Raw genomic sequence first — 20,331 nt, 5'->3', positions numbered from 1 at the left:
ACCAGAAGAAAAAGCACGTGGTATCACCATCAATACTTCACACGTTGAATACGACACACCAACTCGTCACTACGCACACGTAGACTGCCCAGGCCATGCTGACTATGTTAAAAACATGATCACAGGTGCAGCTCAAATGGATGGTGCTATTTTAGTAGTAGCAGCAACTGATGGTCCTATGCCACAAACTCGTGAACATATTCTTTTAGGTCGTCAAGTAGGTGTTCCTTACATTATCGTATTCTTAAACAAATGTGATATGGTTGACGATGAAGAACTATTAGAATTAGTTGAAATGGAAGTACGTGAGCTTCTATCTCAATATGATTTCCCAGGTGATGATACACCAGTGATTCGTGGTTCAGCGCTAAAAGCGTTAGAAGGCGATGCTGCATGGGAAGACAAAATTGTTGAATTAGCAGAAGCATTAGATAGTTACATTCCAGAACCAAAACGTGATGTTGACAAACCATTCTTATTACCAATTGAAGACGTATTCTCAATTTCAGGTCGTGGTACAGTGGTAACAGGTCGTGTAGAAAGTGGTGTAATCAAAGTCAACGAAGAAGTTGAAATTGTTGGTATCAAACCAACGACAAAAACGACTTGTACTGGTGTTGAAATGTTCCGTAAATTACTAGACGAAGGTCGTGCAGGTGAAAACGTAGGTATTTTATTACGTGGAACAAAACGTGAAGAGATCGAACGTGGTCAAGTATTAGCAAAACCAGGTTCAATTACACCGCATACTGATTTTGAATCAGAAGTATATATTTTAAGTAAAGATGAAGGTGGTCGTCATACTCCATTCTTCAAAGGTTACCGTCCACAGTTTTATTTCCGTACAACTGACGTAACTGGTACTATTGAATTACCAGAAGGCGTAGAAATGGTAATGCCAGGTGATAATATTAAAATGACAGTATCATTAATTCACCCAATTGCGATGGCAGAAGGTTTACGTTTTGCTATTCGTGAAGGTGGCCGTACTGTTGGTGCTGGTGTTGTAGCTAAGGTTATTAAATAATTTAAAATATTATTTAGCATTACTAATGCAAAGACAACAAGAAAAGGCGCATATTTTGCGCCTTTTTCATTACTTAGCAACAATAATCTCATTTCCTATTAAATTAACTACTAATTAGTAACCAGATAAAAAGATAACAATTAAATCATATTTAAAAGTAATGATATGTAAAACTAAAATAACACTTATAGAAAAGTCCAATTAGCTACTAACTTATATTGAATTCATAAAAATTACTATCTTCATTATTAGCCCTATTACCAAACGATTTAAGCCAGAAAATCAATAATATATTTCCGATTGCCTATTTAAGCTTTAATCGAGGTAGTTTTTCATTGGCATTACCGTGAATATAAAGTTTACTGGCAATAGGATGAAAAGCGTAATAAGTGTATTATAACAACAATATGAAAACTAGCTAACATCATGATTAATCACTCGATAAAAGTTAGATTTATTAGTCTTACAATACCTTTAATAGCTAAGTTGTTTAAGGATATACTCATAATAATTTAGCTAACAAAAATCAATAAAATCATACTAATCTATTTTATAAAAATAACGTTTTCAGACTGTTTATGTTGGGTTAATAAATGAGTATTGAACAGTAATTAAAATAACAATCAGGTAAAAATAGTGATGAAATCTGAATTAGCACGAGTCAAAACTATTTAATAACGCCAATAAGCTATTTCTAATAATGTTATTATTTTGCGTTAAATCAATAGTACAAAAGGATAATTTATGTCCTTGGATAGTCATATTTTCATTCACCGTCACACCGACAGTTGGGTATAGCAACATGCCAGAGGCGCAAACCGATAAAGGATCGCTATCTTTTTCCTGACTTCTTAAATAAGCATATAATTGATAAAGGTGATGACTACTAAACGAGTTAGGTCTAAATCGTGTTTCTTTTAGAATTGAAGTACATTTAGTATCAATAATTAAACGTTGTGTATGCTCGCGATTTTCAAGGATTAAATCGGTTTTCATAGTTGGCAAATAGGTGATGATATTATCGGTCGCATTGCTATATTGCCAATTTAATTTTTTACCCGCATAAATAGTCCATTGCTGGGGATCTAAATTTACACGATAAAAACCAACTATCGCTTTTTCAAATAATTCCCGTAACCAATGATCGTTTTTTTTTAATTGTTCAATAGTATGTAATCCTTGAAATTGAGTAGGAATTGACAAGCTAAAAATGAGTTTTGCTAATGAAATTAAAGTATTATCTTTAAGATTTGCATGGTTAAAACGCTCCTTTTCATAGCAATAATGCGTTGTTTTACCAATCTTCAACGCAGTAAATTGATGAATGATTTTTCTACATTGTTCAATTAAGCTCGCATCTTTCAATTGTTTTACTAATAGATGAGCCGCAGCATGAATATAGCGATTTTTAGGGGTATCAATCGTTAAATCATCATATTGACATTGAATTTTACCCTTTGCCAATAATTGCTTACGCTGAGTAGTTAAAACCTCTATTTTTCCTCTGACACGATTAAGTACTTTTGTTGTGAGCTGATAATTTGCGGCAAGGTGATGTATTAACCATTTATTTGCTGCCTGACAATATAGTTTGGCAGCAAGCGTTATTAATTCCTCTGGGTTATTTTCTAGTTCTATCCTCTGCTTTTGCCCTACAGTTTTATAATAATCAGAAGCATAGAGCAAAAGTAGCCATATGTTTCTAATTGGTATTTTGGCAACGGTCGTATTGGTTAATAACGGATGATTATTTATCGTGGTCATTATTGTGCATTACCTAATAATATATTCATCGCATCGCTAAATTTTTCAGGCTCGCCAAACCAATACTCTTCTAATAGAGGCTCGATTTCTGAACAAACAATATGCTTAAACCAATCTTGCGCAGTCATTTTTTGGTTAGAACAGGTAAAATAGCTATGCCCAATGGTAAATGCCTTGCCGAGTGAATTATCATTACTAATATATTGATTTAATGCCTCTATACGGTGCTTTATTTCTTGTAATTGTTGCGGTGAAAAGGCGTGTTTTTCTTGCATATAGTTGAGCCAATTTTCGCCAAAATGAGGACTTAAATGGTAAAAGGCAAAACGACGACGTAAAGCAAAATCGAGCATCGCTAACGAACGATCGGCAATATTCATAGTACCGATAACATAGAGATTATCAGGAATAAATACGCCTTTTTCATTTTGGTGTTGGTATGTTAATTCTAATGCCTCATTTGGATTTCGTTTATCAGCCTCAAGTAGCGTTAACATTTCACCAAAAATTTGTGCTGGATTACCGCGATTAATTTCTTCAATCACAATCACATAATTTGATTGAGCATCACTCTTTGCTTGATTAATTATCTCTAAAAAAGGCCCATCAATCAGCGATAATTTTCCATCACTGGTTGGGCGATAGCCGCGGATAAAATCCTCGTAAGACATATTAGGATGAAACTGAATAGCTTTGATATTCTTTGAATCTTTATAACCAACAATAATATTAGCTAAACGTTTGGCTAACCATGTTTTACCTGTCCCTGGTGGACCTTGTAAAATAATATTTTTTTTCAACTTTAAGCTATTTAATATGGCTTGCAACTGTTGTTTATCAACAAAACAACCCTCATTGATTAGATCATTTTGGGTATAAGATTGTTTTATGATTACAGGTTTAGTCATATCTTGGTTATCATAATTTTCTTCTTCATTTAGCGTTTCAATATCTAGTAATTCATATTTTCCACCACCTAAAAATAATAAAATATTATTATTTCTTAACTCTTGAAATCTATTATCAATTGTCGATTCAATAGTATTATTTTGAGGAAATAATTGCTGAAGATCCTCTTTATACTGAGTAAGAAATTCTGAGCGAGTAAATATATTACTATTTTTCTGATAACATAATTGTTTAATGTGTTTTAATACAATATCTACCCAAGACTCATTAATCGGTTTGTTAATATCGCTGGTATTAGTATTACTATTGTTACTTAAATTATTATTTCCATAACGAGATTTCCAATATGGAGCATTGCGAAAAGCATCAATATCTTGTGGCTGATCATAAAATGCAAAATTAATTAATTGTTTTGATAGCCAAAAATCATCTTTAACACTCCAGATAGCAGCTATATTGGTATAAAAGTACCATTTCTTATTCAAATTAGTTTATTGCCAATCGACTTCTAACAATTTTCCATCACCATGATTTTTAGTTACGGTGCCAATAGCCTTTATATCCATTACCGAAACAGGAAAACCTTTACTATCAAAGGGTAAATTATTTTTTTGGTTATAGGTTGATTTGATGGCAACTTTATCGCCAACAGAAATAGATTTTACGATATCCAAAAGTTTATTATCATAGCCATTTTGCCAGATACCTGAACTAATAAAATTCTCTGTTTGGTCTTTACTACCTTTAAATTTTGCACCTAAAAACCAATATGTTTTTATCCCGTCCAATTGCTTTCCTTTCTGGTTATATTATTTATTTTTATGTGTATTTTAAACTAATTTATTATTAACCAAAAATAGAATATTGATAATTATTCACCAACTATTTTTATAAAGTTATTTATGTTTTTACTTTGCATAATCAAATAGTTAAATAATAAAAAAAGTAGATGATTTTTACTAAAGCCATTAATGACTTAAAAGTGATGTGTATGCATATCGGATTGAATTTTTATGTAATTAATCTTGTTACTTGGCAAAAGAAATTGGTTAAATTAGACTATAAAATTATTCATCATAATACATTGTCAACCATTAAACGCTTGAAAGGAGTAAAGTCTGAAAATTGCAGTCATTGGTGCAAGTGGTAAAACAGAGCAGCTTTTAGTAAGAAAAGTTATTTCACGAGCTCATGACGTTACTGCATTGTGCGTAAGCCAAATTAGTTATGCTGATTATGCTATTGCGATGATTGACAAGACAGAAAGTGCTAAGCATATCAAACAACATTTTACGGACCTCACAGAATAACTATTTTACCAATTAACATCATATTGGTATAACGTGTAAGCGTGAATACCAATATAAAATATCAATATACTTATTTAAATATATAAAAAAGCCAACGCAAACGTAAAGTTAAATAATCATACCAGTTGATCTTAGAAAATCAAAATAATACCACTACCCTTCCCCTATTTGAACCGTCATTTTTATCTCTCGATTGTCGACAATTTCTAAATTCGATAACACAATTAATTGAGGAAAGTTTGGTCTTAAAAATTGCGATAGCATAGGTCTTAATGCATGATTCACTAATAATACCGGTGGTGCTCCAATAGCATCTTGTTGATGAATCGCTTCCTGAATTTGTTGAACAATATGCTCAGCTAAACCAGGCTCGAAATTACTGGTATTTTGTAGCGTTTGTAATAACAAACGTTCTAAATTAACATTTAAACCAATCACATTGATTGGATCACTTCCTGGAAACCATTGCTGAGTGATGACTCGCCCTAATGCAATTCTAACCATACTAAGCAATTGATAAGCATCATTTTGCGTTGGTGCATGTTCACATATCGTTTCAATAATGGTTCGCATATCTCGAATCGATACTTTTTCAGCAATCAAATTTTGCAGTATTTTATGAAAAGTAGTTAATGTCACCACACCAGGTATAAAATCTTCTACAAGTTTTGGTACTTCTTGTTTGATGCGTTCAAGAAGTTCTTGGGTCTCTAATCGACCTAATAAATCGCTAGCAAATTGCTGTAATAAATGGTTAAAGTGCGTTGCAATCATAGTACTGGTATCAACAACAGTGTAACCTAATATCTGGGCGTTTTCTTTATTACTTTCATCTATCCATACAGCAGGCAAGCCAAACGCTGGCTCGGTTGTAGGTAAACCATCAATGATTTCTGCCACATTACCAGGATTAATGGCTAACCACTTATTATTAATAATTTCACCTTTACCAATTTCGCCACCTTTAATAAAAATTTTATATTGATAAGGAGCTAATGAAAGGTTATCGCGAATATGTACCTGCGGAGGTAAAAAACCCAGTGATTGAGCAAACTTTTTACGTAAACTCCGAATTCTTCCCAATAACTCACCATTTTGAGTTTGATCTACCATTGGAATTAAACCATATCCAACTTCCATGGCTAAAATATCTTCAATATTCACATCTGACCAAGTTGCTTCAATATTAGCTGGTGTAGTTGCTTGTACATCTGTGGTTTTGGTAGAGATTTTTTGCTGCGTTTTTTGCTGTTTTGTTAGCCACCACGCAATAAGTGATAACAATGCAGTAAACAATAAAAAAACAACATTTGGCATACCCGGAATTAACCCAAGTAAACCAATGACAACTGCAGTTAAAATTAACACTTGGGGATTATTAAACAGCTGTTTAAGCATTTGTTCACTAATGTTATCGTGTGAAGAAACTCGAGTAACAATAACACCTGCAGCAGTTGAAATAATCAAAGAAGGAATTTGAGCAACTAAACCATCGCCAATCGTTAAAAGCACATAAGTTTTGCTCGCATCAGATAGATCCATACCATGTTGCATAACCCCCACTAATAAACCACCAACAATAGTAATAGCCATAATCAGTAAGCCAGCAATGGCATCACCACGCACAAATTTACTGGCACCATCCATTGACCCATAAAAATCGGCCTCTTGAGTAACCTCGGCTCTGCGTGCTTTAGCTTCGTCTTCACCGATTAATCCGGCATTAAGATCAGCATCAATCGCCATTTGTTTACCAGGCATACCATCCAATGCAAATCGTGCACCAACCTCAGCAATCCGACCAGCGCCTTTGGTGATAACCATAAAGTTTATAATCACCAAAATAATAAAAACCACAATCCCAATGGCAAAATTACCTCCGACTAAAAAATGACCAAAGGCTTCAATAACACGACCTGCAGCGTTGCTACCTGTATGCCCTTTTAATAACACAACACGCGTAGAAGCCACATTTAACGACAACCGCAATAATGTTGCAAACAATAAAACTGTAGGAAATGCAGCAAAATCAAGCACCCGTTTGGTAAACAATGCTACAATCAAAATAATGATAGATAAAGCAATATTGAATGTAAAAAATAGATCTAAAATGAATGCAGGTAGTGGCAACACCATCATCGAAAGAATCAATAAAATTAGCATTGGTCCAGCTAAGATTTGATAATGACCGTTTTTTAACGTATTGAGTGACAATAATGTAAGTAGTTTTGATTTAACCATAAGATTAGTAATTGCCTTTATTTATATTCAGATAATGACTCAGGTACCGGTAAATTTCTCGGAGTAAGTGGCTTATCACCTCCATATTTATACCAATGTTTTAACTGATATACCCAAGCTAAAATTTGAGCCACAGCGGTATATAATTCAGGTGGAATTGTTTCACCGATTTCACCATAGCGATATAAAGCCCGTGCCAATGGTGGTGCTTCTAATTGAGGGATATTATGTTCACTGGCGAGCTCTTTAATACGTAGTGCAATGTTATCCGTTCCTTTGGCAAGCATCTTAGGTGCTATCATGGTTTTTTCGTCATATTGCAATGCAACCGCATAATGAGTTGGATTGGTAACAATAACATTGGCTTTAGGTACGTCCTTCATCATTCGACGTCTAGCAATAGCTTGTTGCATTTGCCGAATACGCCCTTTAATTTGTGGATTACCTTCTTGCTCCTTAAATTCATCTTTCACTTCCTGTTTTGACATCTTTAATTTTTTTAAATTGCTCCAGATCTGATAAAAAATATCAAAACCAACCATTGGTATCAAAGCGATAATACTTAATATTACACACAAAATCACAAACTGAATTGAATTAGCTAACGCATTATTTAAATACATATTAGGTAACGAAAGCATACTAGGAAAGTAATGCAGTAAAAACAAAAGAACTGCAAAACTGACTAAAATTACTTTAAACATGCTTTTTAATAACTCAGCAAAAATTCTGGTACTAAATAATCGCCCAAACCCAGAAATTGGATTTAGCTTCTTAAAATTAGGTTTAATTGATTGCAGACTAAACAGTAAACCACCAATACAAATGGGTGCGATTATCGCTATAATTACTAAACCCAAAAAAATTGGTAAAATAGCCCAAAATCCTGCAGATAATAGATTAACCAAATTAAAGATGAGCAATTTATCATCATCTATTCTATAAGAAACTTTCATCGCCGTTTGTATAACTGTGATTAGCTGACTTGCTAAATGCGATCCCATTAACCAAAATAAAGTAATACCAACCAACAAAATTAACAATGAAGTTAATTCTCGTGATCGAGGAATTTGCCCTTTTTCCTTAGCTTTCTTTATTTTGCTATCGGTGGGTTGTTCACTTTTATCTACGTCACTATCATCAGCCATGATAAATTAAATAAACTCGTCTTATCTAATTAGAATTTTCAATGCCAACAGTATGAACGCATTAACAAAGCGTTATTGCCTTAAAAAGGCGATAATTTACTAGGTATTTATCTCGTTTAACTCAATAAAATTCAAATGAATTACACTTTAGCACGTTTTGATGAAATTATTTCCGTTTGTTGATAGCCATTATTGGTATAAATAACAGGGTTATTAATCTTTTTAAGATAATTAATTGATTGCTGTGTTCTATCCATTCGATTTTGGATAATCAAACCATTATCTCGGTTAATGCTTGCTAATAATTTTGTTGTTTCAGTAATAGATTGCCAATGGGCTGCAATTGTTGATTCTTCACTATAAGGGGGGTGAATATTGAACTGTTTACTTAACGTTATACGTTTTTCATCCAGTAACTTTAATTGTATAAGCAACTGACTTTTTTTATTAATAATTTCATTTAATTGATTTGTTAAACTATTTTCAATCAATATTTGTTGCTCTGTTTGCAGAATTTCTGAGAGTGTTTGTAACATTCTTGTTATTTTATTTAAGATGTTATCTAATTCTAACATTTTTATTTCCCTTCAACTCTATTATTCGATATTTTGTAACATTTGTTTAATAAGTTCGTCGGCAATTTTCTGGGTATCAATTACTAATGTGCCATTGGTAATGGCTTGTTTAATACTCTCAATTTTTTCTACATCAATATCTTTACCAGTCGAATGTAAAAGTGTTGTAGTATTTTGTGTTAAACTTACATTATTACTCACGTTTATATTATTTTTTGCCTGTACAGATACAGTCTGTTTTTTTTGCTGCTCATTGATGACATCACGGCTCAATAATCCTGATATGTTTATAACAGATTTTGTTGCATCTATGCTCATAAAATTACCTTTAATCAAAGTTAAGATTTAAATGGTTTGTTTAGCTTAATTATCGGCAATAATGAAAAAATCATTAATATTATTTATCAAAAATTATCACACCTTGACAAGTCAACTTACCTTCAACAATCTTACCAGAATGCAATTTAACACTAACGTTATCTTCTAATGCCGCATTATTCAAGATTTTACCACTAGCCATTATCTGATACCCTTGACCATTAATTATCACATTAACATTCTGCCCAGCTTTAACCTGCCAATTTTTTTGTAACATTGAGGTTCGGATAGGCTCATCAAGATCGATGTTTCTTAACGCAATATGATTAATAACTTGCTCTTTATCTAAAATCACCGCAAACGGGAGTGTATCAAGACGACCAATTTGTATTTTCAGATGTTCTGGTGTAATTACCTTACCGGCACCAATAGCCTGATTAGCCACAACATAACCACCTTCAACAGCAACATTTATATGAAAATATTGGGTTTTCTTTCCACATTTAGCACTAATGGTCATCAAACCCCACTTTTTTTTCTTATTTATTAATGCTAATTTAGGCTCAATACAAGTTAATTCGGGTTTAGGAGAAGTATAGGTTATTACAATATTATCAAATTGATAATTTATATGCTTTGAAATTAATTTATTAACCTCGTCTTCAAGTGAATCAGCTACAGCAATATTTGCGCTAAATAACAGTATAATTAACAAAATTAATCTAACGATTATTATCATATCTACTAATTTTTAAAATTTTTTATAAACATATATTACTTGATGAACAAATTTATTGAATTTTGAAATAAGGACAATTTTTATCGTTATTTATACGATGATATTTTTTTGCTTCACTTAAAATCCTTGCTATCAAAAAAGTGAGATGATTTTATGTTTGATAAATTAGATAAATGGGTTAATTTTCACCAACACGCATTAAATATACGGGAAAAGCGACAGACCATATTGGCTGCAAACATTGCTAATAGCGACACCCCTAATTATCAAGCTCGTGATATTGATTTTAATGCAGAGCTAACCAAAGCAATTAAAAATCAAAGTAAGATAAATAATGTCGTGCTTAACACAACATTTAATAATCATCTGCAAATACCCATGCAAAACGCTACTAATCAAGAAATTCTATACCGTATACCATATCAGTCTGCCGCAGATGGTAATACAGTAGAAATGGACCAAGAACGTACGGAATTTATTGATAATAGCATTCACTATCAAAGTAATTTAACTTTTTTAAGTGAGCAATTTAAAAATATAATCTCAGTATTACAGAAGGGGTAATCGTAATGAGTTTTTCTATTTTTGCCATTTCAGGTTCAGCATTAATGGCACAAACCCAACGCATGAATATCAGCGCTAGTAATATGGCTAATGCAGATAGCATTACTAGTACCTCCGGCGAAGCCTATCGCGCTAAACAAGTTATCTTTCAAGTGGATGATAATGGTAAAAACAACCCAATTGCTGGGGTCAAAGTTTCACAAGTCATTGAAGATCCCACGCCAATGAATTTAGTGTATGAACCTAATCATCCATTAGCAGATGCAAAAGGCTACATTCAAAAACCCAATGTTGATGTAGTTGCTGAAATGGTCAATACGATCTCAGCATCACGCAGTTATCAGGCAAATGTCGAAGTGATTAATACTGCCAAAAATTTAATGTTAAAAACACTAACACTAGGACAATAAAAAGGAGTAATTCATGGGTGTTACTAATTTTGCTGTTTCAGAATCATCAGGAATAAAAAGTCCACAAACAACAAAAAACTCATCTGACGGTAACTCAAGCAAGGAATTACAAGATAATTTTCTAACACTCCTTATTGCCCAAATGAAAAACCAAGATCCAACTAACCCAATGGATAACAGCCAGTTAACATCACAACTAGCACAAATCAACACATTAGCCGGAATAGAAAGGCTTAATACAACGTTAGGAATGGTTTCTGGGCAAATTGATGATAGCTTATCTGTTAATGCTAGTAATATGATTGGTCGTGGTGTCATGGTGCCGGGCAATAAAATTTTAGTTGCTACATCCGAACTAGAAGAAACCGAAAAGGAAAAAGAAACAGTAACCACACCATTTGGATTTGAATTAACGCACGATGCCGACAGCGTTATCATCACTATTCAAGACGAAAATGGCAACATAGTACGTGAAGTTGATTTGGGGGCAATTCCTGCTGGAGTAAGCTCATTTACTTGGGATGGCATGTTAACTGATGGAACTATAGCACCTGATGGCAGCTATACCTTTTCAGTCAATGCTAGTTACGACGGAAAAAAAGTATCATCAACATCATTAGCATATTCGATGGTATATGGTGTTATCAATAGTAAAGTTAATAATAAAGTATTACTTGATTTAGGAATACTGGGTTCAATTAGTATTGACGAAGTTCGTCAAATTCTTTAAAGGAGATAAAGTTTTATGGGATTTTCTCAAGCAGTAAGTGGTATGAATGCTGCATCAAAACAATTAGATGTGATTGGCAATAATATTGCTAATTCTGCAACAGTTGGCTTTAAAAGTGCAAGCGTCTCATTTGCTGATATTTATGCAGGTTCGAAAGTCGGAATGGGCGTAAAAGTAGCTAGTGTGATCCAAAATTTTAACGATGGCACAGCAACAACAACAAATAACAGTTTAGATGTTGCTATCTCTGGTAATGGATTTTTTCGTTTAGTTGATAGTAATGGTCAAATTTACTATACCCGCAATGGACAATTTCAATTAGATGCTGAGCGAAATATTGTTTCAGCGGATGGGCTTCAATTGACAGGTTATCTGGCAACAGGTACCCCGCCTCAAGTGCAACAAGGCGCAGCACCGGGTCCATTAAAAATTTCTCAACAAATGTTAAATGCATCAGCGACAACAAAGGCTTCTTTGCAAACAAACTTAAATTCCAATAGTGAAGTTCCCGCAAAACAACCCGTTAATCCCCTTGATGCCGATACATTTAATTATTCTACAACAATTACCACTTATGACTCGCTTGGTAATCAACGTAATGTTCAGATATTTTATGTTAAAACTGCTGATAATCAATGGGATGTGCATTATCTTGATAGCAGTGATCCTGATGGAAGTTTACAAAAATTAGGACAAATGGAATTTGATTCTTCGGGTAAATTAATTAGTGACCCTGAAATGACAATTAATATTAATGGGTTAAATGGATCTACTGATAATACCTTTACCTTATCATTAGCCAATAGCACTCAGCAAAATATGGGCAAAGAAGTCGGTAGTATTAAAACGCCAATCATTAATGGTTATGCACCAGGTAATTTAGTGGGTTATAGCATTAATGATGATGGTTCTATTTATGGGCTATATTCTAACCAACAAACGATGTTATTAGGTCAAATCGCCATGGCTGATTTTTCTAATGTTAACGGTTTAGAATCAGCAGGAAATAATAATTGGCGTTCGACAGTTAATTCTGGTGATGAAATGTTAGGAGTAGCAAATTCTGGGACATTTGGCTCGTTAACAAGTGGAGCACTTGAATCTTCAAATGTTGATATGAGTCAAGAGTTAGTAAATATGATTGTTGCACAACGTAATTATCAATCTAATTCACAAACGATAAAAACGCAGGATCAAATACTCAATACATTAGTTAATTTGCGTTAATGTGAGGGTTATTTATGGATAGGGTTATTTACACTGCTATGTCAGGGGCAAGTCAAACACTGTCCCAGCAGTCAATCACCACACATAATTTAGCGAATGTAACCACTACTGGGTTTCGAGCACAGCTAACCGCAATGAAAGCGGTGCCTATAGTAGGAAATAGTATGCAAACACGAACCATGGTAACAGCAACCACACCAAGTTTTGACTCAACTATGGGGGCTTTTAATTATACTGGACGAAACCTAGATGTCGCACTGTCTGAAAATGACTGGCTAGCTATACAATTAGCTGATGGAAGCGAAGCTTATACACGAAATGGTGCAATACAAATCGACGAAAATGGTACACTTAATATTCAAGGCTATCCACTCATTGGCGATAACGGTGTATTAACCGTACCACAGCGTTCTCAAGTCAGCATTAGCTCTGATGGTACACTTTCCGCGTTAGGTGCAGGTGATAAACCAACCACTATTGCCCAAGCGGGTAAAATAAAAAAAGTACATTTAGAACATAATGAAATTATTCGTGGAGATAATGGCTTTTTTCAACTCACAGAGGAAACGCGCAATGCACGTGGTGCAGTTTTACAAGACAACCCTAACGCCAAACTGATGTCAGGAGTGTTAGAGGGCAGTAATGTCAATCCAGTCACCTCGATGATTGATTTGATTAGTCATTCTCGTCAGTTTGAAATGCAAATAAAAGAGATTACCACCGCTGATGAAAATGCACAAAAAGCCAATCAAATTTTATCTCTAACTTAATTAGGAGTAATCAATGATTAAATCACTATGGATTGCCAAAACAGGATTAACGGCACAACAAATAAATATGGATATTATCTCGAATAATTTAGCTAATGTCAGCACCAGTGGTTTTAAACGACAACGAGCGGTATTTGAAGATCTACTCTACCAAACCGTTCGGCAACCAGGCGCTCAATCTTCAGAGCAAACTACATTACCCTCGGGGTTACAAATTGGAACAGGTGTTCGCCCTGTTGCAACAGAGCGAATTCATAGCCAAGGAAATTTAGAATTAACTGATAATAGTAGTGATATTGCCATTAACGGACAAGGTTTTTTCCAAGTATTATTGCCAGACGGCACTCAAGCTTATACCCGTAGTGGTGCATTTCAAGTTAACCAAAATGGTCAATTGGTGACAGCTGCTGGTTATGAAATACAACCAACCATTAGCATACCTTCAAATGCAACTAAAATGACGGTGGCACGGGATGGTGTGGTTAATGTAACATTGGCTAACCAATCAACACAAATTCAAGTTGGTCAACTTACTTTACATACATTCATTAATGACACAGGCCTTGAAAGTATTGGAGAAAATCTGTATTTAGAAACTGAAAGCTCAGGTGCACCAACTGAAAATACCCCAGGGTTAAATGGTGCTGGGCTGTTATATCAGGGGTATACAGAAACCTCAAATGTGAATGTTGCCGAAGAACTAGTTAATATGATCCAAGTGCAACGAGCATATGAAATAAATAGCAAAGCTATCTCAGCATCTGACCAGATGTTACAGCGGTTAAATCAATTATAAATCAAATAATATGATAAAAATCATGAGATACTTTTGCCTTGTTAGCATATTATTTTTAATTAGTTGTGCACAATTGCCTAAAAAATCTTTAATTAAAGGCGAAACCAGTATCGTGCCACAAATACCCGAAATTGTGAATACTACAGGCTCTATCTACCAGGCGGCACAACCAAGCAGTTTTGGTTATCAACCTATGTTTGAAGATCGCCGCCCGCGCAATATTGGTGACGTATTAACAATCATCCTACAAGAAAATGTCAGCGCCAGCAAAAGCTCTTCGATAAATGCAGGAAGAAATGGTGCAGTTAATTTAACTGCCAAAACCATTCCTACCTTTTTAGATGGTTTAGTAGGACGCAACAAAGCCGACACCGAAATGTCGGGCAACAGTGACTTTAAAGGATCGGGCGCAGCCAATGCTAAAAACACCTTTAGCGGCACTATAACCGTCACCGTTAAAAATGTCATGGTAAACGGTAATTTACAGGTCGTAGGTGAAAAACAGATCGCGATTAATCAAGGAACAGAATTTATTCGCTTTTCTGGTGTGGTTAACCCAAGAACAATCAGTGGTAATAATACCGTTATTTCAACACAAGTTGCCGATGCGCGTATTGAATATGTGGGTAATGGTTACATTGACGAAGTGCAAACTATGGGTTGGTTACAACGCCTATTTTTAAATCTTTCACCTTTTTAATGAATATCATTATGCTTAAAAAATTCTACCCAATTATTTGCATAACCATCATGATACTGACAATTGTACCTTACAGTTATGCCGAGCGTATCCGTGATTTGGTCACCATACAAGGGGTTCGAGATAACGCCTTAGTGGGTTATGGAATTGTTGTCGGACTTGACGGAACCGGTGACCAAACCTCACAAACACCTTTTACCATACAAAGCATTACCAATATGTTATCTCAATTGGGGATTACCGTTCCAACTGGTAGTAATATGCAATTAAAAAATGTTGCCGCAGTTATGGTCACAGCCAAACTACCGCCTTATGCACGCGTAGGTCAACAAATCGATGTAATTGTCTCTTCGCTTGGTAATGCCAAAAGTTTACGTGGCGGCACATTAATTATGACGCCCCTAAAAGGAGCGGATAACCAAATATACGCCATTGCACAAGGTAATCTATTTATTGGTGGAATGGGCGCAAGCGGTGGTGGAAGTAGTATTACGGTGAATCAAACCTCAGGAGCTACAATCCCTGGTGGGGCAATTATAGAACGAGAACTATCAACCCGATTAGATGAGCAAGACATTATCCATTTACACCTTAATCAGTTTGATTTTACACGTGCTTTAAAAATATCTGAAGCCATTAATAAATTACAAAAAAATACGGCTGTGGCCATGGATGGTATAACCGTTTCTGTCAAAATGCCTAAAGAAAACCAAGAACGCGTAAAATTACTCTCACGCATACAAAATCTTGAAATTGGCACTACACCTATTTCAGCTAAAGTTGTGATTAATACCCGAACAGGAGTAGTGGTAATGAATCAGAAAGTACAACTGGATAATTGTGCGGTTGCACACGGCAACTTATCGGTAGTCATCAACAATAATCTTAAAGTAAATCAACCAAATACACCATTAGCCGGCGGCGAAACTGCAGTCGTACCAGAAACACAAATTACAATAGAGCAAGACAGCGGTGCTTTACATAATGTAGCTCCAGGCACTAATTTAAGCCAAGTCATTAAATCGCTGAATGTATTAGGAGCAAATCCGACTGAATTAATGTCGATACTTGAAGCATTAAAAAAAGCCGGCTGCCTACACGCAGCACTTGAAACGATTTAAAACTGTTTAAAGAGGCTAAAAACATCAAAAAGAAAGTATGTAATGAATAATAAAATTACCCAACAATTCAATCGATTTGCTTACGACTTATCGGGACTAAACCAGTTAAAACGCAATGCTATAACTGGTTCTACTGAAAGTATTAAACAAGTAGCAAAACAATTTGAATCCATATTTATTAATATGATGATGCAAAACATGCGAAAAGCTGTACCGGAAGGTGGTTTATTTAGCCCATCAACAACACAGCTTTTTACAGCAATGTTTGATCAGCAAATTTCACAACAAGCTGCGGGCAAAGGTCTAGGATTAGCTGAGATCATTACCAAACAGTTAATATCTAAAACATCGCCGTCTGTTAATGTAAATACTCATAATAATTTACAAGCTAATTCTAGTAACAATCAGACAAACCTACATTTAGCAAAATCATTATTTAGTGATACCTCATCGACTAACTTATCGCCTCAAGCTCTGGGACAAATGATATACCACAGTCTAAATACCAAAACTCAATCCTCTACAAATAACATACATGAGAAAGAATCGCTTAACTATATTGCCGAAGATTACGTCATACAATTTGTTCAAGAATGGCTAGAACCAGCCAAACAAGCCTCCAAAAGCTCTGGTATTCCTTATGAAGTGATTATTGCACAAGCGGCTTTAGAAACAGGTTGGGGACAAAAGCAGATAAAAACAGCGGATAATCAATCCAGCTATAACTATTTTGGTATCAAAGCGACATCATCATGGAATGGCAATTCGACCCGTTTAACTACCCATGAATTTGTCAATAATACCATGACAAAAATTAAAGATAATTTTAAAATTTACGAAAATAAAAAACAGGCACTAATCGACTATGTCAACCTACTGACAAAAAACCCACGTTACCGTGCAGTGGCAACCGCACCCGATGCTAGAACCGCCGCCAAAGCATTACAAGAAGCCCAATACGCAACGGATCCGAATTATAGCGATAAACTTATCCAGATCATTAATCGCATCGAACAAATTGCCAAAACTAAACCCATCACAACTATATCAGGATTTAAACAATTAGCATTCAATAAATAAGCGGCACATTATTGAACTAAAATATTACAAAACTAAGTACTGATAATGAGCCGAATAATTAACGCTATTTTGAACGATAAAAAAGGAGGCTGTGCCTCCTTAACATTGTAGATATATATTATTGTTATTAATTATTGTAGGTAAATTGATTTGTTCCAACTTATTTCATTTGAAACAATGACATATTTTGCATTGTCATAAATGTATATTGGGCTGCTTGTAAATTCGCTTGTAGCATTACATAATCTGAAATGGCTTCGTACCAATCAACGTCTTCAATTTGGCTAATTTGTGTTTCAAATTCGATATCTAAAGTTTTACCGAGTGTTGTTAATCGGTCCACTTCTTCTAATACCGATCCCCCTTTTGCTCTGAGGGTTGAAATATTATCAAAAGAGTTATCAACGCCACAGCTTGCTTTAGATAAGCCTTCTCTAAATTGTTTAATGGTATCTTCATTATTGTCACCCAGTTCGAGCGTTAAAGCCTCAATAGCATAATCGATACTAGCAAATATATTGCTTTCTGCAGGCGAACCGTCTGGCAGCTTCACAGTAGACCCTGACATAAAGGCTTCAACACCGGTGAAACTAAGTGATACTTCACGTGAATCATCGATAAAAACATTAATAGTGGTTGTGCCTCCAACATAATTGACCTGACCTGATTCATCAACAACAAAAGGAGGAGTGTCATTTTTATTACCAGCAAACAAATAGTTACCATTAGTGTCTTTAGAGTTCGCTAAAGCAACAAGTTGATCTTTTAAGCCTTGTAATTTATTAGCAAGATCACGCCTGTTCTCGTCATTTAATGTTTCATTACCAGCATAAACTAACATTTCTTGAATGTTTTGTATTACCGTATTAACTTCTTTCAATATGGTATCTTGGCGGCTAAGTGACTTATCAGCACTTTCACGAGCAGCTTGAAATTGACCATTTCTAGATTGTGCCTGCTTTAAGATTAATGACTGTGCAGCCCCCATCGGATCATCAGAAGGGGATAAAATCTTTTTACCCGTTGCTAAATGTAAACCTGATTTTTGCCACTTATTATTGGTATTTAAAATGCTATTTAAATTTTTTTGATACATTGAATTGGTACTTACACGCATTTTTTATCCTTTTATCACTTAGCTAAACTTAAAATGGTATCAAATAGCGTTGTTGCGGCATCAATAACTTTTGCATTAGCTTGATAATATTGCATATAAACCTGCATAGAGATATATTCTTCCTCAAGATTTACACCAGATATTGATTGATTTTGTTCATAAATCTGTTGCGTTATATTGTGGCTTGATTGTGCTGAAACTTTAGAAGTTTGTGTTTCACTACCAATATAATTAACCAACTTGTTATAAGCACTACTTAGTGTGGCAGTTCCATTAATTAATTTTTCATTCTGTATATCTAACAATTTAGTCACATTGCGGTTATCACCAGCACCATTTTCTTCATCATCAATACCGGTTGCCAATTTATCTACATCTTTGACTAACAACTCTAATGACGAAGCAATATCAGCAACAGGTTTAATTAGAAAAGAATCACCTTTAACCGGATTACCGGTTATTTCGATCGATAAACCATCAAAAACCAGTTTACCATTCTCAATTTGGGGAGTAATAGTTTGATTATCAGATAGCCTTGTTACAACCCAATCGCTTCCATTAAATTCGATTCTATAATCAGACGCTTTTACATTGTTAACTGAATCAAAATGAATTTTAGCTACAGCATTCCCTTGATTTTTAGAGTTGGTGATACTACTCGGTTGGCGATAATCAAATAATTTTTCACCAGCATTACCATTAATATCGACCCCAGACATATGTACTTCATTAAAACGCTCAGCTAAATTGAGTGCAATTAAGCCTAATTGATTGCGCGTTTGAGAAAGTGGTCCATCACGAAAAGTTAATATTCCATTTAATCGGCCTGATGCAATATTTTGACTTGTCAGTTCTTGAGTTGCACCAGAATTATGCGTATAAATAATAGTATTGAGTGAAGGATCCTCTTGCGAAGGTTGAACTGATAATAAATTCACTGACGAGCCTTGCACTAAACTTAAACCGTTAGATAACGACAGATTATATTGTCCATTTTGTTCGGTAACGGTGATGCCTATTATTTCACTTAACTGATTAACTAGTTGATCACGTTGATCAAGCAATGCATTGGGTTCATTGCCACCACTTACAGCTTGTAATTTTGATATTTTTTGATTTAACTCAGCAATTTGCTCTAAATAAGTATTTATTTGATCAACATTATTGGTTAGCTCTGTATTTATATTAGCAATTTGATTTTTCAGACTATTTTCAGTTTTGTTAAACTGCGCAACTAAAGAGGTCAAATCACTGATAACACTTTGCTTTGTTGATGCATCACCTGCATTTGAAGTTAATTTCTTTAAACTTGTAAAAAGATTATTCATTTGAGATGAAAGGCTAGTTTCGTTTTCGGCTAATAGATTATCAACTTTAGATAATTCATTATAATAAGCTTTTATTGAACCACTTTGTGATTCCGATTGACGCAACTGTCCTACTACAAATTGATTAAAAGCACGGTTAACTGCCGAGACTGATACGCCATTGCCAACAAAGCCAAAATTATGATGCGTTCCATTAGCTTGGGTTAAAACTTGTTGTTGACGATTGTAACCTGCTGTATGGGCATTACTGATATTATTACTAATTACATTAAGCATATTTTGCGCCGCATTTAATCCACTAATACCCGTATTCATCAATGAATTTGACATAAAAAAACTCCTAAATATAATTTTTATTAATAATATCAATAAAGCTAAATAGATTATTTTCTATATCGGCTTAATTTCTCAAAACTTTAGTAATTTTTGAAAAATTTTTAATACCTGCAACAAATAA

At 34.5% G+C, this 20,331-nt stretch carries 20 protein-coding genes; 10 read left to right on the top strand and 10 right to left on the bottom strand.

Annotated features, from left to right (window positions below):
• On the top strand, window positions 1-1,027 hold a 1,027-nt coding region (tuf, locus tag A9G34_RS03155; RefSeq protein WP_065568844.1), incomplete at its 5' end, for an elongation factor Tu.
• Between the two features lie 651 nt (window positions 1,028-1,678).
• On the opposite strand, the gene A9G34_RS03150 is transcribed toward tuf, so the two are convergent.
• The 8 genes from A9G34_RS03150 to flgA all read right to left on the bottom strand — a co-directional run bounded on the left by A9G34_RS03150 (window position 1,679) and on the right by flgA (window position 10,007).
• The gene (locus tag A9G34_RS03150) at window positions 1,679-2,791 is read right to left on the bottom strand and encodes a 5-methylcytosine restriction system specificity protein McrC (RefSeq protein WP_065568843.1); all 1,113 of its coding nucleotides are present in this window, start codon (window positions 2,789-2,791) and stop codon (window positions 1,679-1,681) included.
• The gene (locus tag A9G34_RS03145; protein ID WP_065568842.1) at window positions 2,791-4,185 is read right to left on the bottom strand and encodes an AAA family ATPase; all 1,395 of its coding nucleotides are present in this window, start codon (window positions 4,183-4,185) and stop codon (window positions 2,791-2,793) included. The genes A9G34_RS03150 and A9G34_RS03145 overlap by 1 nt, the downstream gene beginning before the upstream one ends.
• A gap of 6 nt (window positions 4,186-4,191) precedes the next feature.
• Window positions 4,192-4,488 (bottom strand): hypothetical protein, encoded by a 297-nt coding sequence (locus tag A9G34_RS03140; protein ID WP_065568841.1) that lies wholly within the window; start codon window positions 4,486-4,488, stop codon window positions 4,192-4,194.
• A gap of 675 nt (window positions 4,489-5,163) precedes the next feature.
• Entirely contained in the window at window positions 5,164-7,251 is a 2,088-nt protein-coding gene (gene flhA / locus A9G34_RS03135) for a flagellar biosynthesis protein FlhA (RefSeq protein ID WP_065568840.1), read from the bottom strand.
• 17 nt (window positions 7,252-7,268) lie between these two features.
• Entirely contained in the window at window positions 7,269-8,399 is a 1,131-nt protein-coding gene (flhB, locus tag A9G34_RS03130) for a flagellar biosynthesis protein FlhB (protein ID WP_065568839.1), read from the bottom strand.
• A 140-nt stretch (window positions 8,400-8,539) separates the two neighbouring features.
• Window positions 8,540-8,974 (bottom strand): flagella synthesis protein FlgN, encoded by a 435-nt coding sequence (locus A9G34_RS03125; RefSeq protein ID WP_034947175.1) that lies wholly within the window; start codon window positions 8,972-8,974, stop codon window positions 8,540-8,542.
• A gap of 21 nt (window positions 8,975-8,995) precedes the next feature.
• The gene (flgM, locus tag A9G34_RS03120; RefSeq protein WP_065568838.1) at window positions 8,996-9,292 is read right to left on the bottom strand and encodes a flagellar biosynthesis anti-sigma factor FlgM; all 297 of its coding nucleotides are present in this window, start codon (window positions 9,290-9,292) and stop codon (window positions 8,996-8,998) included.
• A 79-nt stretch (window positions 9,293-9,371) separates the two neighbouring features.
• On the bottom strand, window positions 9,372-10,007 hold the full coding sequence (flgA, locus tag A9G34_RS03115; RefSeq protein WP_034947179.1) for a flagellar basal body P-ring formation chaperone FlgA: 636 nt from the start codon (window positions 10,005-10,007) through the stop codon (window positions 9,372-9,374).
• A gap of 177 nt (window positions 10,008-10,184) precedes the next feature.
• Here flgA and flgB point away from each other — a divergent pair, with 177 nt between their 5' ends.
• From flgB to flgJ, 9 genes are read left to right on the top strand one after another with little or no spacing between them, the layout of a single operon-like run.
• Window positions 10,185-10,595, top strand: coding sequence for a flagellar basal body rod protein FlgB (gene flgB / locus A9G34_RS03110; protein WP_034947182.1), 411 nt, complete (start codon window positions 10,185-10,187; stop codon window positions 10,593-10,595).
• A 5-nt stretch (window positions 10,596-10,600) separates the two neighbouring features.
• Window positions 10,601-11,005 carry a flagellar basal body rod protein FlgC gene (flgC, locus tag A9G34_RS03105; protein ID WP_034947185.1) on the top strand — a complete coding sequence of 135 codons (405 nt, stop codon included), beginning with the start codon at window positions 10,601-10,603 and terminating at the stop codon, window positions 11,003-11,005.
• Window positions 11,006-11,018: 13 nt separating this feature from the next.
• Window positions 11,019-11,735 (top strand): flagellar hook assembly protein FlgD, encoded by a 717-nt coding sequence (gene flgD / locus A9G34_RS03100; protein ID WP_065568836.1) that lies wholly within the window; start codon window positions 11,019-11,021, stop codon window positions 11,733-11,735.
• Between the two features lie 15 nt (window positions 11,736-11,750).
• Window positions 11,751-12,962, top strand: a complete 1,212-nt coding sequence (gene flgE, locus A9G34_RS03095; RefSeq protein ID WP_065568835.1) for a flagellar hook protein FlgE — start codon at window positions 11,751-11,753, stop codon at window positions 12,960-12,962.
• A 14-nt stretch (window positions 12,963-12,976) separates the two neighbouring features.
• Entirely contained in the window at window positions 12,977-13,732 is a 756-nt protein-coding gene (locus tag A9G34_RS03090) for a flagellar basal body rod protein FlgF (RefSeq protein ID WP_065568834.1), read from the top strand.
• Between the two features lie 13 nt (window positions 13,733-13,745).
• Window positions 13,746-14,528 (top strand): flagellar basal-body rod protein FlgG, encoded by a 783-nt coding sequence (gene flgG / locus A9G34_RS03085; protein WP_065568833.1) that lies wholly within the window; start codon window positions 13,746-13,748, stop codon window positions 14,526-14,528.
• A 10-nt stretch (window positions 14,529-14,538) separates the two neighbouring features.
• Complete coding sequence (locus A9G34_RS03080; RefSeq protein WP_034947200.1) at window positions 14,539-15,228, top strand: flagellar basal body L-ring protein FlgH; 690 nt, start codon at window positions 14,539-14,541, stop codon at window positions 15,226-15,228.
• 11 nt (window positions 15,229-15,239) lie between these two features.
• Window positions 15,240-16,349, top strand: coding sequence for a flagellar basal body P-ring protein FlgI (locus A9G34_RS03075; RefSeq protein WP_034947620.1), 1,110 nt, complete (start codon window positions 15,240-15,242; stop codon window positions 16,347-16,349).
• A gap of 42 nt (window positions 16,350-16,391) precedes the next feature.
• Window positions 16,392-17,429, top strand: a complete 1,038-nt coding sequence (gene flgJ / locus A9G34_RS03070; RefSeq protein WP_065568832.1) for a flagellar assembly peptidoglycan hydrolase FlgJ — start codon at window positions 16,392-16,394, stop codon at window positions 17,427-17,429.
• A gap of 160 nt (window positions 17,430-17,589) precedes the next feature.
• Here the strand turns inward: flgJ and flgL are convergent, their stop codons facing one another.
• A complete protein-coding gene (gene flgL, locus A9G34_RS03065; protein WP_034947203.1) occupies window positions 17,590-18,546 on the bottom strand; it encodes a flagellar hook-associated protein FlgL in 957 nt (318 codons plus the stop codon).
• Window positions 18,547-18,560: 14 nt separating this feature from the next.
• Window positions 18,561-20,204 (bottom strand): flagellar hook-associated protein FlgK, encoded by a 1,644-nt coding sequence (gene flgK / locus A9G34_RS03060; protein WP_065568831.1) that lies wholly within the window; start codon window positions 20,202-20,204, stop codon window positions 18,561-18,563.
• Window positions 20,205-20,331 lie beyond the last annotated feature (127 nt).

It is taken from the genome of Gilliamella sp. Choc4-2, from assembly GCF_001690355.1.
Taxonomy (GTDB): domain Bacteria; phylum Pseudomonadota; class Gammaproteobacteria; order Enterobacterales; family Orbaceae; genus Gilliamella; species Gilliamella apicola_A.
This window is presented reverse-complemented; position numbering and strand designations above follow the sequence as displayed.